Here is a 14,627-nt window from a genome sequence, read left to right as displayed (position 1 = left end):
GTTTCACCTCTCCGCCAGCCCGGCGGCGAGGATGTTCTTCGCGGCGTTCACGTCCCGATCATGGGACGCGCCGCAGGTACACACCCAGTCGCGGACACCCAGCGGCATGGACCGCTGGATGGTGCCGCACGCCGAACACAGCTTCGACGACGGGAACCAGCGGTCCACGACCAGCAGTTCCCGCCCGTACCACTGCGCTTTGTACTCCAGCATGGACCGCATCTGGCGCCACGAGGCATCCGAGATCGCGCGGGCCGGCTTGTGGTTCTTCACCAGGTTGCGCACGGTGAGGTCTTCGATCGCGACCGTTTGGTTCTCACGGACGAGACGTGTGGTGACCTTGTGCAGGTGATCGCGGCGGCGATCGGTGATGCGGGCGTGAATGCGGGCGACTTTGAGTTTGGCCTTGGCCCGGTTGGCCGACCCCTTCTCCTTGCGGGCGAGGGTGCGCTGAGCCTTGGCGAGCTTGCGGCGGTCGGCCCGCTCATGCTTCGGATTGACGATCTTCTCTCCGGTGGAGAGCGTCGCCAACGCCGTGATACCCGCATCCACCCCGACCACGTTCGCGGTCGGGGGGAGCGGGGTGACGCGGTCTTCACACAGGATCGCCACGAACCAGCGCCCAGCGGCGTCCTTGGTCACGGTCACCGTGGACGGCTGCGCGCCCTCGGGCAGCGGACGCGACCATACGACGTTCAAAGGCGCGTTCATCTTCGCGAGGGTGATCTGACCGTCTCGGTAGGTGAACGCCGAGCGGGTGTACTCGGCGCTGAGCCGCGACTTCTTCTTGGATTTGAACGTCGGGTACTTCGCGCGCTTGGCGAAGAAGTTCGCGAACGCCGCCTGCAAGTGGCGGAGCGCCTGCTGAAGCGGGACCGACGACACCTCGTTCAGGAACGCCAGATCTTCGGTCTTCTTCCACTCTGTCAGCGCGGCCGACGACTGCACGTAGGTAACCTTGCGGCCTTCCAGGGTGTAGGCGCGGCTGCGGTGTTCGAGGGCTTTGTTGTAGACGAGGCGGGCGCAGCCGAACGTGCGAGACAGCTCCGCTGCCTGCTCGTTCGTCGGGTAGAGGCGGAACTTGTAGGCCCGCTTCACGATCTGCGCCACGCCTCACACAATACTGCAAGATCAGTTAGGCGGCGGTTGGGGCGGGTGGTGCGGGTCCAGGCACGCCAGGGCGCCAGGGCGCTTCCCCGCTCCCGTTTCCTCCCCGGCCTGAAGGCCGGAGTATCCACGGGAGTTATTTGATGACCACGACAAAGACCCCCCCGCCCGTGCTGGCGGCCCCGCAGGGCCGCCGCATCCAGCTCGGGCGGTTCCGTGACCTCACCCTGGTCCCGGTGATCGTCGTTCTGCTGATCGCCGGCTCCTTCGTGGACCCGGTCTTCCTCACCACGGGCAACCTGACCAACGTGCTGCAGCAGCAGTCGGCCCTGGCGTTGGTGGTCCTCGCCGAGGCGCTGATCCTGATCGCGGGCAAGTTCGACCTGTCGCTGGAGTCCACGGTCGGCATGGCGCCCGCCGTCGGCGTGATGCTGGTCATCCCGGTGGCGGCCGGAGGGTTCGGCCTGGAGCTGCCCGCCATCCTGGCCATCCCGCTGTGCCTGCTGGTCGGCGGCCTGATCGGCGCCTTCAACGGCTTCTTGATCCTGCGGTTCCAGCTGTCGGCCTTCATCGTCACGCTGGCCATGATGATCGTCGTGCACGGCCTCCAGCTGGGCCTCACCCAGGGCAAGAGCCTGTTCGAGCTGCCCGAGTCGTTCCTCTACCTCGGCAGCGCCCGCTGGCTCGGCCTGCCGGCGGCCATCTGGATCACCGGCGTCCTCTTCGCGGTGGCCATCGTCGCCCTCGCCTACTTCCGGGCCGGCCGCTCGCTCTACGCCATCGGCGGCAACGCCGACGCCGCCCGCGCGGCCGGCATCAGGGTCGAGCGGGTCGTCTGGGTCGTCTTCGTCATCGGCGGGATCGTCGCCGCGCTCGCCGGAGTGCTGGAGACCGGCCGGCTGGGCGGCATCAGCGCCAACCAGGGCGTCGGCTGGATCTTCATGGCCTTCGCCGCGGCCGTCATCGGCGGCGTCAGCATGGACGGCGGCAAGGGGACGATCCTCGGCGCGCTCACCGGCGTCCTGGTGATCGGCCTCGTCGAGAACATCCTCACCCTGAAGGGCGTCCCCGGCGAGTGGAAGCAGCTCGTCTACGGCTCGATCATCCTGGTCGCCCTGATGATCAGCCGCCTGGCGGGCGGCAAGGCCCAAGACTGACGCGGCCGCCTCGACGGGGGCGTGAGCCTTTGGCGCAGGGCCGTGAGCCTTTGACAAGGGCGGGAGCCTTCGACGGGGCCTGAGCCGCGTGGACGCGCGGCCCGTACGGGGACGTGAAGCCGTACGGGCGCGAGGCCTGCGCGAAACCATGAGGCCTTACGGGTGGTGGAGCCCGCACGGACACGTGTGGAAATGTATGACCACCCGCGAGACACGAAGCGATACAAATGCATCAAGCGGCATGAGAGCCATGAAGCCGTACAGAACGGAGCAAGCGGTGCAGGTCAGCAGATACGGCTTCGGTACGGCCCCGATCGGGAACCTGTTCTCGGAGGTCGGCGAGGACACGGCGCGCGCGGCGGTGGACGCGGCCTACGAGGCGGGGATCCGTCTGTTCGACACCGCGCCCCACTACGGGCTCGGCCTGTCGGAGCGGCGCCTCGGCGCCGCCCTGGCGGAGCGGCCCCGCGACTCCTACGCCCTGTCCACCAAGGTCGGCCGCCTGCTCGTGCCCGCCACCGGCGAGGGCCCCTTCGGCCGGGACGACCAGGGCTTCGACGTCCCCGCCGACCTGCGCAGGGTGTGGGACTTCTCGCGGGGCGGGGTGCTGCGGTCGCTGGAGGAGAGCCTGGAGCGGCTCGGTCTCGACGCGGTCGACATCGCCTTGATCCATGACCCGGACGACCACTGGGAGCAGGCCGTCTCCGAGGCGTACCCGGCCCTGGCCGAGCTGCGCGACCAGGGTGTCGTCAAGGCCGTCGGGGCCGGCATGAACCAGACGGGGATGCTCGCCCGGTTCGTCCGCGAGACCGATGTCGACATGGTCATGCTCGCCGGGCGCTACACCCTCCTCGACCAGTCGGGCGAGGACGAGTTGCTGCCGCTGTGCGCCGAGCGCGGTGTCGCGGTGCTCGCCGCCGGGGTGTTCAACAGCGGCCTGCTGGCCACCCACGACCCGGCGGGCACCTACGACTACGCCCCCGCCCCCGGCCCGCTCCTCGACCAGGCCCGCCGCATCGCCGCCGTCTGCGAGCGCCACGGCGTCACCCTCCCCCAGGCGGCCCTCGCCTTCCCCCTGCGCCACCCCGCCGTCGCCAGCGTGGTCATCGGCGCCCGCTCCGCCGCCGAGGTGACCCGCAACGCGGACCTGACCGCCAAACCCGTCCCCGAGGACCTGTGGGCCGACCTCGCCGCCGAGGGCCTCATCCCCTGAACGCACCGCAGCAGGGGAGCCCGAGATCCTGCTGATTCCCGATTTTGGAGCAGAATCAGGGAGTAGTATGAGGCGGGAAAGGAGGCCTCCTCATGGTTGATGCCAAGCCCGGGAAAGCTTCGGCGGGAGCGGTCAAAAAACGGAAGTATCGGGCGGCGTCGGCGGGGAGTGATCACGAGAGGGCCGGTGCGACGCAGACCCTTCGCAGGAAAGAGGTCGAGGAGCGGGCCGCACTGGCCCTGTTCGACCAGGCGCAGCGACTGGACGGAGTGGCCGCCAGCACCCACGAGGCCGACACTCGTGACACGGTCAGGGAAGTCGTTCACGACCTGCTCGCTTATGCCGAGCCGGTGCGAGCGACGGTCGCTGCCAAGATCCTTGGTGTTGACGAGAAGACGGTTCGCGCATGGGTCGCGGAAGGGCTGCTCACGCAGGTCAGGGGAAAGCCACGACTGATGCTTGAGGCCGAACGCCTTTACGCCGTGGCGACCCTTGTCCAGGACCTGCGCCGGGTCGGCCGTACCCGCAATCTCGCCGAGGCCGTCTGGCACCGCCTGCAGGACCAGGAGCTTCTGGAGAGTGACCAGCTGGCTGACGGTCTTCAGCAGATGAGCCAGGACGAGGGCCGCCCGTGGCGGGAGATCCGGGCGGAGTGGGGTTCCAGGAACTCGGAACCGGCCGCTGATGAAGACTGAGGTCTATCTCTCCGTTCTCGCGGAGAAGCAGGCCGAGACGTTGCGCGGAGCGGACCTGAGAGCCTTCGTCGCTTTCGTCGGTGATCTGGAAGCGCGAGGTTGCGCGGCTCTCGGCTATCGACTCACCGGAGAGCTTCCGGTGAACCGTCTGTGCGTCAAGCACTTGAGAGCGGCCATGCGCGTCGTGGTCGCGTTCGAGGGCCTGGGTCGTTCATGGATTCTGATGTTGGGACCTCATGACGAGCGCAACCGCACACATGACGTCTACACCTCGCTGTGGCAGGTGTGCGGGCTGCACGAACCGCCGGTGGGCGAGCGCACCGAGCCCGCTTGCTGTGATGGTGACGGCGCCGGCCCGAACCTGACGGAAATCGACGATCTGGTGGCTCGTTGTCGTGATCTTGCGAAGCCGTCTCGTCGGCGTGGGCGTGAGAACTGACCACCACGATTACGTCGGCACCGGTCTGGTGTGTTCCATCGGATTTTTGACCGGCCCCCGGCGTGAGGATCTGCGGGCCTGCACCGCGCCGCGCTGCGTCCGCTACTTCGTCAAGAAGCACGGCCGGCAGGAGTGGTGCAAGCCGTCGTGCGGCAACCGGGCCCGAGCGGCGCGCCACTACCGCCGGCACTCCGCGGCCGACGCGGACGACTCCCGGCCCTGAGAGCGCGGAAATTCTTCGCAGGGTGGTCGCACCCGGTGTCGATCCCGCCGGATGCCGTTCGTGTGATGGGTAGGAAGGCGGCCACGGGGTCGCACCGGTCCAGGAGGCGCGATGAAACAGTATCTGCTCAGCGTGTACCAGCCCGACGGAGGTTCTCCCGGCCCCGAGGTGCTGGGGCCGATCGCCCGGAACCTGGAGATCCTGGAACAGGAGATGCAGGCCGCCGGCGTGTGGGTCTTCTCCGGGGGCCTGCACCCTCCGGACACGGCGACCGTGATCCGGGTCAAGGACGGTGACACGCTCATGACCGACGGCCCGTACGCCGAGGGCAAGGAACACCTCGGCGGGTTCACGGTCATCAGGGCGCCCGACCTTGACGCGGCACTCGAATGGGGCCGCAGGCTCACCGTGGCGATCGGTCTCCTGCCCATCGAGGTGCGGCCGTTCCAGGGCGAGGTGGACGGCTGACACCCGGCATGCCGGACGTTCCCGCTTCGGAGGCTTCGGAGATCGACCGCGTGTTCCGTGCCGAGTACGGTCGCGCGGTCGCCGTCCTGGTGCGCCTCCTCGGTGACATCGACCTCGCCGAGGAGGCGGTCCAGGACGCGTTCACCGTGGCGGCAGGCCGGTGGCCCTCCACCGGCCTGCCGCCGAGCCCGGCGGGGTGGATCATCACCACCGCCCGCAACAGGGCGATCGACCGCTTCCGGCGGGAGGCGACCCGCCAGGATCGCCACGCCCAGGCGGCCCTGCTGCACGCCGGGGACGAACCGCTGGAGGAGAGCGCCGTGCGCGACGACCGGCTCCGCCTGATCTTCACCTGCTGCCATCCCGCGCTCGCCGCCAACGCCAGGGTCGCGCTGACCCTGCGGCTGCTGGGCGGGCTCACCACCGCCGAGATCGCCAGGACCTTCCTGGTGCCCGAGCCGACCATGGCCCAGCGCCTGGTCCGGGCCAAGAACAAGATCCGTGACGCGGGGATCCCGTACCGTGTCCCGGCCGAGGCCGATCTCCCGGACCGGCTGCGGGCCGTCCTGGCCGTGGTGTACCTCATCTTCAACGAGGGTCACACGGCGAGTTCGGGCGAGCGGCTGGTCCGCGAGGACCTCTGCGCGGAAGCCATCCGGCTGGGACGGCTCCTGGCCGAGCTGATGCCCGGCGAACCCGAGGTCATGGGGCTGCTCGCGCTCATGCTGCTCGTCGACTCCCGCCGGGCCGCCCGCACCACGCCGGACGGCGACCTGGTGCTGCTGGCGGACCAGGACCGGGGCCGCTGGGACCGCGACCTGATCACCGAGGGCCAGGCCATCGTCCGGTGGTGCCTCCGGCGCGACCGGCCGGGTCCGTACCAGATCCAGGCCGCGATCAACGCCGTCCACAGCGACGCGCCGACCGCGGCCCTCACCGACTGGTGGCAGATCCTGGCGCTGTACGACCTGCTCCTTGCCCTGACCCCCAACCCGGTGGTGGCCCTCAACCGCGCGGTCGCGGTGGCCGAGGTCGAGGGGCCGGGGGCGGCGCTCACCCTGGTCGACGGCCTCGACCTCGACGGCTACCACCTGTTCCACGCCGTCCGCGCCGACCTGCTCCGGCGCCTGGGCCGCACCACCGAGGCGGCGCGGGCCTACGAGGCGGCGATCGCCCGCACCGGCAACGCGGCCGAGCGCGACTTCCTGCGGCGCACCCGTCAGGCGCTCACCTGAGTCAGGCGAGGGCGCTGCGGAGCCACTCCTCGACGCCGGCGATGTGGACCGTGGCCCAGGCCCGTGCCACCTCCGGCTGGCGGGCGGCGATGGCGTCGCAGATCGCGGTGTGCTGCTCGCGGGTCTTCTCCAGGGCGTTCTCCTGGGTGAGGCCCCGCCAGATCCTCGCCCTGGTGGTGGGCCCCGAGAGGCTCTCGATGAGGGAGCACAGCACCGTGTTGCCCGAGCCCGCCGCGATGCGCTGGTGGAACTCCAGGTCGTTGGCGACCAGCTGCTCGACGCTCGGGTCGGGAGGCAGCTCGTCGAGGATCTTGCGCAGCTCGGCGACCTCGGACTCGGACATGCTCGTCGCCGCCATCGCGGTCGCCGCGGGCTCCAGGATCCGCCGGACCTGGAAGAACTGCAGCACGGTGTCGTCCTGGTGGAAGTCGACCACGAACGACATCGCGTCGAGCAGCAGCCTCGGCTCCAGGCTGGTCACGTACGTGCCGTCGCCCTGGCGCACGTCCAGCACGTTGATCAGGGCCAGGGCCCTGACGGCCTCGCGCAGCGAGTTGCGCGACAGGCCGAGCCGATCGGCCAGGTCGGCCTCCTTGGGCAGCCTGCTGCCCGGGGCGAGCTCGCCAGACAGGATCATCTGCTTGATCTTGTCGATAGCGGCGTCGGTGACCGCCACTCTGCACCGTCCTCAGGTCGCGCCAGACATCCGATGTCTATGAGTGTATGGCGAACCGGACCGGATCCACTCCCATCACGCGGCGGATGATTCCGCGAACCTCCAGCGTGCGTAGGTGGGCCGCGGCCTCTCCTGCCGCCATCCCGCGCAGTACGGGGGGAAAGTCCTCCCAAGGGCGATTCCAGGTCATACGTCCAGCTATCTCCCAAATAGTGAGAGGCCCTTCAGCCTCGGCGAGCAGGGCGGCCAGCCGTCGGAGCTTCTCCTCGTGGTGGACGGTGATCTCCGTCGCCCGAGCCCCCGTGTCCTGAAATATCCATTCATGGGCGGGGAGGGCTTCGAGCCGGCCCAGGCTCTTCACCTTCTCCAGCGACTCCAGGAAGTCGCTGAGCGGATCCACGTCCGCACGGTCGTACGGGTAGATCCCGATGTGCGGCGTGATCGCCGGCAGCACGTGGTCCCCGGTGAAGATCCGGTCGGCGTCCTCAAGGTGCAGGCAGACGTGGCCGGGCGTGTGACCGGGCGTCCAGATCGTCCGGAGCCTGCGCCCCGGCAGGTCGATCAGGTCGCCGTCGGTGAGGACGCGGTCGGGTACCGCGGGCGGCTGCGGCCGGTTCCCCGTCACCTCCTCCACCTCGACGGTGCCCGCTCCCGCCCGGCGCAGCATGTCGGCCTGGAAGTCGCGGTGCGCGTCCCCCTGGAAGTTCCGCATGAACCCGATCAGCGCGGCGTCGGCCTCGTGCATGGCGATCCACGCGCCGGACTCATCCCTGACCTGACCGGCCAGCCCGGCGTGGTCGGGATGGAAGTGGGTCACGACCACCCCGCGCACGTCGCGGACGTCCATGCCGACCGCCCCCAGCCCGTCGCGCAGTGCCAGCCACGCCTCGGGGGCGTTCCAGCCCGCGTCGACCAGCACGGGACCGGCGGGGGACTCGATCGCGTAGACGAGCGTGTAGCCGAGCGGGTTCCCCGGGATCGGGACGGGCACGCTCCACACCCCGCCGCCGGTGTCGAACGGGCGCTGCTCGCTGTACGGCCTGCGGAGGGATTTCAACGGTGGTGCTCCTTGTGCGGCCTGCGGAGGGATTTCAATGGTGGTGCTCCTTGTGCGACGCCGCTCAAGACGCTCCAGGGGATCGGCGCCGTTCACGGCCGCCCCGGGGCGGCGATGCCGTTCAGAGGCGCTCCAGGATGGTCGCGGTCGCGAGCGCCCCGCCCGCGCACATCGACACCAGCGCGGTCGAGGAGTCGGACCGCTCAAGCTCGTGCAGGGCGGTGGTGATCAGTCGGGATCCGGTCGCTCCGACCGGATGGCCGAGCGCTATGGCGCCGCCGTTGACGTTGACCCGTTCCATGTCTGGCTTGTGCACCGATGACCAGGATAAGACCACCGAGGCGAAAGCCTCGTTCACCTCGAACCTGTCGATGTCGGCCGTGCTCATCCCGGTCGCGGCCAGCACCCTGGCGGTCGCGTCCACCGGCCCGTCCAGGTGGTAGTACGGCTCGGAGCCGACGAGCGCCTGGGCGAGGACGCGCGCCCGGGGCCGCAGGCCGTGCCGGGCGGCGGCCTCCTCGCTCATGAGGAGCACCGCCGCCGCGCCGTCGGAGATCTGCGAGGAGGTGCCCGCCGTGTGCATGCCGTCCTCGCCCACGACGGGCCTGAGCCCGGCCAGCCCCTCGACGGTGGTCTCGCGCAGTCCCTGGTCTCGGTCGACGACGCGGGTCTCGCCGGTGGGCTCCCCGCCCTGGCCGAGGACCGGCGCGGTCACCGCGACGACCTCCCGGTCGAAGCGCCCCTGGGCCCACGCCTCCGCGGCGAGACGCTGGGACCTGGCACCGAAGCGGTCGAGCCGCTCGCGGGTCAGCCCGCGCCGCCGCGCGATCCGCTCGGCGGCGGTGAACTGGTCGGGCAGGTCGATGGCCCAGTCGTCGGGCCGGGGATTGGCGGGCAGCACGTTGGAGCCGAGCGGCGCCCGGCTCATCACCTCGACGCCGCAGGCCACGCCGACGTCGATGACCCCGGCCTGGATGAGCGCCGCGACCAGGTGCACCGCCTGCTGTGAGGAGCCGCACTGCGCGTCGACCGTGGTCACGCCCGTCTGGTACGGCAGTCCGGCGTAGAGCCAGGCGTGCCGCCCGACATGGCCGCCCTGCTCTCCGGCCTGCGTGACGCATCCGGCGAAAACCTGTTCCACGGCGGCGGGATCGATGCCTGATCTGCCGATCAGGCCGTTGAGCGCCGCGGCGAGGACCGCCTGCGGCTTCAGCCCGGCGAGCCATCCGTTGCGCCTGCCGATCGGGGTCCTCACGGCCTCGACGATCACCGCACCCATAACGATCTCCTCGCCATCCGGGTCGGAGCCCGCGGCCGCCGGGCGGCCGTTCCCGCCGGTCCGCCCGTTCGCGCGTCGCTCCAGAACGTCGCTCTAGTCGCTTCCGCTAGCGACTGTAACGGGTTCTAGTTTCAGGCGGAAGGAGCGGCGGGGTTTCCGGTGGCAGGGAGCTCCGGCGAACAGCGCCTCCGATGGCACGGGGCCTCCGGCGAGCAGCGCCTCCGGTGGAACGAGGCGTCCGGTTGAACGAGGCGTCCGGTGGGGCGGGAGCGGACTCAGCCGGAGGGGGAGGGCCGGAAGTCGGCCAGCAGGCGTCCGGCGGCGATCTCGATGCGGCGCTGGATCTGCTCGTACGTGCGCCGGCCCCTGAGCATCTCCATGAGCTCGTGCACCCAGACGCTGGACAGCGAGCCCGCCAGGGCGAACTGCTCTTCGGTGGCGGTCTCGACGGTGAGGTCGTCCCCGGCGACGCGGAGCAGCAGACCCGCCATGCGGTCGCCGAACGGTATGTCGACATCGGCCATGATCAACGAGCGGATGAGCGCGTCGGCGAGCTCGGGCTCGCGCATCAGGCCCCGGGTGGCGCGCATCAGGACGTCGACGGCCCGGCCCGAGGCCGTGGTGGCGCTGGGCGGGCGGCGCTCGATGCTGGTCTCCAGGAGTTCGATCTCCTCGCCGACGACGGCGACGACGAGATCCATCTTGGAGGGGAAGTATCGGTAGAGCGTTCCGAGTGCGACCCCGGCACGCTCGGCGACGGTCCGCATCTGCATCGCCTCGACGCCGCCCCGTGAGGCGAGGGCGGCGGCGGCCTGGACGATGCGCTTGCGCCGCTGGTGCTGGCTCCTGGTGCGGACACCTGTGGACGCCGATTCGCTCTGCATGCCGGATGCCCCCTCGGTCGTGGCCGGATCGGCGTCGCTCGGGGCGTGCCTTCCGGTCCGGTGCGGGGTGACCGGCGTATCGGTGGTCACATGCGAGGTGCGCATGAGAACACGTTATCTGATTTCAGGATACTCCGATGGGTTACTCGCCAGTCACAAAGATGCCCCACGCTTACATGGCATATGCGGTGCGGCGGTTATGCAGTGACTTATTGCGATTAGCTGGCTCTGGACACAGAATAGAATCTGTTCTACTTTCCGGAAGGGCGAAGCGGCCGACAGAAACCCTGGAGTGCCAGTGGACTTCAATCTCGACGAGACACAGACCGACCTGCGCGAACTCGCGGTCGACCTCCTCGGCAAGGAGGTGACCTCGACCAGGCTCGAAGCCCACGAGAAGAGCGGCGCGTTCTACGACACCGCCCTGTGGCGTTCCCTCGCCGGGGCCGGGCTGCTCGGTGCCGTCCTGCCCGAGGAGGCCGGAGGCGCGGGGCTCGGACCGGTGGAGATGGCGGTCGTCCTGCGGGAGATCGGCGCCCACGTGGCCCCGGTCCCCGCCGAGCAGAGCCTGGTCGCGGCGCAGGTGATCACCAGGTACGGCTCCCGGGAGCAGCGCGAGGCACTGGCCCCGCTGGCCGACGGCGAGATCTCACTGGCCGTCGCCCCCTCCGAGCCGGGTCGCGACCTCGCCGCCCCGCCGGTCACGACCGCCCGCAGGGACGGCGCCGGATGGGTGCTGGACGGCGCCAAGGGCACGACGCCCTACGCCGCCCAGGCGGCGAGGATCCTGGTCCCCGCCGCCACTGCCGCCGGGGTCGGCCTGTTCCTGGTGGACCCGGCCCGGGCGGGCCTGCGGCCGGTGCCGACCTCCACCGGCGAACCCGCCGCCGCGCTCGCCCTGGAGGCCACCCCGGGCGAGCTCGTCGGGGCCGAGGACGGTACGGCGGCCGACGGCCTGCGCAGGCTGGCGCTGGCCGGGAACATCGCCGTCACCTCCGGCGTGCTGGCCGGGGCGCTGGCGCTCACCACCGAGTACATCAGGACGCGCAAGCAGTTCGGCCGGGCGCTGGCCGAGTTCCAGGCGGTCACCGTGCAGATCGCCGACGTCTACATCGCCGGGCGGGCCCTGGACGTGGCCGTGTGGTCCGGGGCGTGGCGGCTGGCCGAGCGCGCCGACGAGGAGGCCGAGGCGGACCTGGCCGTCGGCGCGCTGACCGCGACCGACCAGGCGCTGCGGGCGCTCTACACCTGCCAGCACCTGCACGGCGGGATCGGCGTGGACGTGACCTACCCGCTGCACCGCTACTTCGCCTGGGGCAAGCACCACGCCCACCTGCTGGGCGGGGTGGAAGCCCGGCTCGACACGATCGGAGCGCTCGTCTGATGCTGATCGACCTGACTCCCGACCAGAAGAGGCTCCGCGACGAGCTGCGCGAGTACTTCCAGTCCTGTCTCACCGCCGAGGGACGCGCGCGGATCTCCACCGACCCGTTCGGCCAGGCCTACATGGAGCACTGCCGTACCCTAGGCCGCGACGGCAAGCTCGGGCTCGGCTGGCCCAAGGAGTACGGCGGCGGCGGGTACGGCCCGCTGGAACAGCAGATCTTCGCCAACGAGATCGCCCGCGCCGAGGTGCCGTACCCGATCATCACCGTGCAGACCGTCGGCCCGACCCTCATGCAGTACGGGACGGCGGCGCAGAAGGAGTTCTTCCTGCCGCAGATCCTGGCCGGGGAGTGTCACTTCGCGATCGGCTACAGCGAGCCCGGGGCGGGCACCGACCTGGCGGCCCTGCGCACCACCGCGGTCCGCGACGGCGACCACTACGTCGTCAACGGGCAGAAGATCTTCACCTCGGGCGGCCACTACTCCCAGTACATCTGGCTCGCCGCCCGCACCGACCCGGACGCGAAGAAGCACCGCGGGATCACGATGATGATCGTCGACTGCTCCGACCCCGGTTACTCGTGGACCCCGATCATCACGATGGACGGGAACCACCACACCAACTCCACCTACTACTCCGACGTGCGGGTGCCGGTGGAGATGGTCGTGGGGGAGGAGAACAAGGGCTGGGACCTGATCGTCAACCAGCTCAACCACGAGCGGGTCACGCTCGGCCCGGCGGGCAACCTCGCCCACACCTACGACCGGTTCCTGGCCTGGGCCCGCCGCACCGGCACGATCGAGGAGCCCGCGGTCCGCAGGGCGCTCGGCCAGGTCTACGCCTACTTCCGGACCAACGAGCTGCTGAACTGGCAGGTCGCGGCCAACATGGACCTCGGCTGGCTGGGCGCCCCCGACGCCTCGGCCACCAAGGTGTACGGCTCCGAGCGGCTGCAGGACGTCGGCAGGATCGTCGGCGAGGTCCTGGCCCGCTTCGGCGACCCGTCGGACCCGGACACCGCGGACCTGATGCGGCGCGTCGACCGCGGCGCCAAGGGCGGGCTGGTGCTCACCTTCGGCGGCGGGGTCAACGAGGTCCAGCGCGAGCTCATCGCCATGCTCGGCCTGAGCCTGCCGAGGCCGCCCCGATGACCGAGACCCCTGCGACGAACCCGACCACTCCGACGGATCCGTCCTCCGCGACGGCGGAGTCCCCCTCCCTGCACGAACGGCTCACCGCCCTGGCCGAGCGGCAGATCGCCGAGGGCGAGGTGCTCGGCGTCGCGGAGGCGGACCCGGTGAACCTCCCGATGATCCGGCACTGGACCGACGCCATGGGCGACGCCAACCCGCTCTACACCGACCCCGAGGCCGCCGCCGCCGGAGTGCACGGGGGGATCGTGGCCCCACCGGCGATGATCCAGGTCTGGACCATGCCCGGCGTGGACGGGAGCAGGAGGAAGCGGCCGGGCACGCCGGTCGACGCCGTGCTCGCGATGCTGGACGGCAACGGCTACACCGGCGTGGTCGCCACCAACTGCGAGCAGACCTACCACCGCTACGTGAGGCTCGGCGAGTCCCTGGTTCCGGCCACCCGGCTGACCGGTATCACCGGGCCGAAGCGGACCGCGCTCGGTGAGGGCTACTTCGTCACCTGGAACGTCACCTGGTACGCCGGCGGCGAGGCCGTGGCCGACATGCTGTTCCGGGTACTGAAGTTCCTGCCCAGGGAGCGGGCCCAGGGGCCGGGCGAGGACGCGACCACGACCGGCGGGAACGGGCTCACGCCCGCGAGGGACGCGCCCTCTCAGGCCGCGCCCTTCCAGACCGCGCCCGCTCAGGACGGGCCCGCTCAGGACGCGACCGCTCAGGACGCGACCGCTCAGGACGCGACCGCGACGCGCGGGGACGCGTCCCCGCGCACGCCGTACCCGCTGAGACCCGCGGTCAACGCCGACACCGCCTTCTTCTGGGAGGGGGTCGCCGCGGGCGAGCTGCGGATCCAGAAGTGCGCCGACTGCGGCGAGCTCCGCCACCCGCCGGGACCGGTCTGCCCCTCGTGCCGCTCGGCCGCCCGCACGTTCGTGACGGCGAGCGGCGAGGGCGAGGTGTACAGCTACGTCGTCCACCACAACCCGCCGGTTCCGGGACACCGGACACCTTTCGTGGTCGCCGTGGTGGAACTGCCGGAAGGTGTGCGGATCGTGGGCAACGTGGTGGACTGCGACGCTTCGCGGGTGGGTATCGGTATGCCGGTGCGCCTGACGTACCGCCGGATGGACGACGAGCTGATCCTGCCCATGTGGGTCCCCCTGGAGGCGTGATGCGGACACTTACCGACGACGAGGTGCGGGTCGGAGCTCCGCTTCCCGAGCTCGCGATCGATCTGAGCCCCACCGTGGTCGTGTCGACCGCGCTCGCGACCATGGACTTCACCCCCGTCCACCACGACGTCGAGGGTGCGAGGGCGCAGGGGTCGAAGGACATCTTCCTCAACATCCTGACCACCATGGGTCTCGTCGAGCGCTACGTCACCGACTGGGCCGGACCCGAGGCGATCATCCGTGGCATCAACGTCAAGCTCGGCGTCCCCGCGTACGCGGGCGACAGGCTGGCCTTCACCGGCAGCGTGGTCGCCTGCGAGGACGGCGAGTTCACCGTCGAGGTCCGCGGCGGGGTCAGCCTCGGCGACCACGTCTCGGGCACCGTCAGGTTCGCCCTCCCCTCCCGCTGACCGCGCCCCAGCGGCGGCGAGAACGCGGACACGCGGACGCGGCAACGCGGACACGCGGACACGCGGACACGCGG

General features: G+C 70.5%; 16 protein-coding genes. 11 read left to right on the top strand and 5 right to left on the bottom strand.

The annotated features are described in order from the left end of the window. Positions 1-3: 3 nt before the first annotated feature. Positions 4-1,110, bottom strand: coding sequence for an RNA-guided endonuclease InsQ/TnpB family protein (locus ACTOQ2_RS21995; RefSeq protein ID WP_440101778.1), 1,107 nt, complete (start codon positions 1,108-1,110; stop codon positions 4-6). A 140-nt stretch (positions 1,111-1,250) separates the two neighbouring features. Here ACTOQ2_RS21995 and ACTOQ2_RS21990 point away from each other — a divergent pair, with 140 nt between their 5' ends. The 7 genes from ACTOQ2_RS21990 to ACTOQ2_RS21960 all read left to right on the top strand — a co-directional run bounded on the left by ACTOQ2_RS21990 (position 1,251) and on the right by ACTOQ2_RS21960 (position 6,537). Next, entirely contained in the window at positions 1,251-2,264 is a 1,014-nt protein-coding gene (locus ACTOQ2_RS21990; RefSeq protein ID WP_440101777.1) for an ABC transporter permease, read from the top strand. 277 nt (positions 2,265-2,541) lie between these two features. After that, positions 2,542-3,477, top strand: a complete 936-nt coding sequence (locus tag ACTOQ2_RS21985; protein ID WP_440101775.1) for an aldo/keto reductase — start codon at positions 2,542-2,544, stop codon at positions 3,475-3,477. Positions 3,478-3,569: 92 nt separating this feature from the next. After that, on the top strand, positions 3,570-4,172 hold the full coding sequence (locus tag ACTOQ2_RS21980) for a hypothetical protein (protein WP_440101774.1): 603 nt from the start codon (positions 3,570-3,572) through the stop codon (positions 4,170-4,172). Beyond that, positions 4,162-4,611 carry a hypothetical protein gene (locus ACTOQ2_RS21975; protein WP_440101772.1) on the top strand — a complete coding sequence of 150 codons (450 nt, stop codon included), beginning with the start codon at positions 4,162-4,164 and terminating at the stop codon, positions 4,609-4,611. The genes ACTOQ2_RS21980 and ACTOQ2_RS21975 overlap by 11 nt, the downstream gene beginning before the upstream one ends. Continuing rightward, positions 4,601-4,834 (top strand): CGNR zinc finger domain-containing protein, encoded by a 234-nt coding sequence (locus ACTOQ2_RS21970; RefSeq protein ID WP_440101770.1) that lies wholly within the window; start codon positions 4,601-4,603, stop codon positions 4,832-4,834. The genes ACTOQ2_RS21975 and ACTOQ2_RS21970 overlap by 11 nt, the downstream gene beginning before the upstream one ends. A gap of 111 nt (positions 4,835-4,945) precedes the next feature. Then, positions 4,946-5,302 carry a YciI family protein gene (locus ACTOQ2_RS21965; protein ID WP_440101768.1) on the top strand — a complete coding sequence of 119 codons (357 nt, stop codon included), beginning with the start codon at positions 4,946-4,948 and terminating at the stop codon, positions 5,300-5,302. 50 nt (positions 5,303-5,352) lie between these two features. After that, positions 5,353-6,537 carry an RNA polymerase sigma factor gene (locus tag ACTOQ2_RS21960; protein ID WP_440101767.1) on the top strand — a complete coding sequence of 395 codons (1,185 nt, stop codon included), beginning with the start codon at positions 5,353-5,355 and terminating at the stop codon, positions 6,535-6,537. Between the two features lies 1 nt (position 6,538). On the opposite strand, the gene ACTOQ2_RS21955 is transcribed toward ACTOQ2_RS21960, so the two are convergent. The 4 genes from ACTOQ2_RS21955 to ACTOQ2_RS21940 all read right to left on the bottom strand — a co-directional run bounded on the left by ACTOQ2_RS21955 (position 6,539) and on the right by ACTOQ2_RS21940 (position 10,433). Next, entirely contained in the window at positions 6,539-7,213 is a 675-nt protein-coding gene (locus tag ACTOQ2_RS21955) for a FadR/GntR family transcriptional regulator (protein WP_440101765.1), read from the bottom strand. Positions 7,214-7,250: 37 nt separating this feature from the next. Continuing rightward, complete coding sequence (locus ACTOQ2_RS21950) at positions 7,251-8,270, bottom strand: MBL fold metallo-hydrolase (RefSeq protein WP_440101764.1); 1,020 nt, start codon at positions 8,268-8,270, stop codon at positions 7,251-7,253. A 121-nt stretch (positions 8,271-8,391) separates the two neighbouring features. Continuing rightward, positions 8,392-9,549 (bottom strand): steroid 3-ketoacyl-CoA thiolase, encoded by a 1,158-nt coding sequence (locus ACTOQ2_RS21945; protein WP_440101763.1) that lies wholly within the window; start codon positions 9,547-9,549, stop codon positions 8,392-8,394. A gap of 275 nt (positions 9,550-9,824) precedes the next feature. After that, positions 9,825-10,433, bottom strand: coding sequence for a TetR family transcriptional regulator (locus ACTOQ2_RS21940; protein WP_440069352.1), 609 nt, complete (start codon positions 10,431-10,433; stop codon positions 9,825-9,827). Positions 10,434-10,731: 298 nt separating this feature from the next. On the opposite strand from ACTOQ2_RS21940, the gene ACTOQ2_RS21935 reads away from it, so the two are divergent. The 4 genes from ACTOQ2_RS21935 to ACTOQ2_RS21920 are packed head-to-tail and all read left to right on the top strand — an operon-like array spanning position 10,732 to position 14,553. Next, positions 10,732-11,817, top strand: a complete 1,086-nt coding sequence (locus ACTOQ2_RS21935; protein WP_440101761.1) for an acyl-CoA dehydrogenase family protein — start codon at positions 10,732-10,734, stop codon at positions 11,815-11,817. After that, positions 11,817-12,971: an acyl-CoA dehydrogenase family protein gene (locus ACTOQ2_RS21930; protein ID WP_440101759.1), complete on the top strand. Its 1,155-nt coding sequence runs from the start codon at positions 11,817-11,819 to the stop codon at positions 12,969-12,971. Before ACTOQ2_RS21935 ends, ACTOQ2_RS21930 begins: the two co-directional genes overlap by 1 nt. Then, on the top strand, positions 12,968-14,143 hold the full coding sequence (locus ACTOQ2_RS21925) for a bifunctional MaoC family dehydratase N-terminal/OB-fold nucleic acid binding domain-containing protein (RefSeq protein ID WP_440101758.1): 1,176 nt from the start codon (positions 12,968-12,970) through the stop codon (positions 14,141-14,143). Before ACTOQ2_RS21930 ends, ACTOQ2_RS21925 begins: the two co-directional genes overlap by 4 nt. Then, positions 14,143-14,553 (top strand): MaoC/PaaZ C-terminal domain-containing protein, encoded by a 411-nt coding sequence (locus ACTOQ2_RS21920; protein WP_440069281.1) that lies wholly within the window; start codon positions 14,143-14,145, stop codon positions 14,551-14,553. The genes ACTOQ2_RS21925 and ACTOQ2_RS21920 overlap by 1 nt, the downstream gene beginning before the upstream one ends. Positions 14,554-14,627: the final 74 nt, after the last annotated feature.

It is taken from the genome of Streptosporangium sp. H16 (assembly GCF_051918855.1).
Classification (GTDB): Bacteria; Actinomycetota; Actinomycetes; order Streptosporangiales; family Streptosporangiaceae; genus Streptosporangium.
Note: the sequence above shows the minus strand (reverse complement) of the source record. Positions and strands in the feature narration are given on the sequence as shown.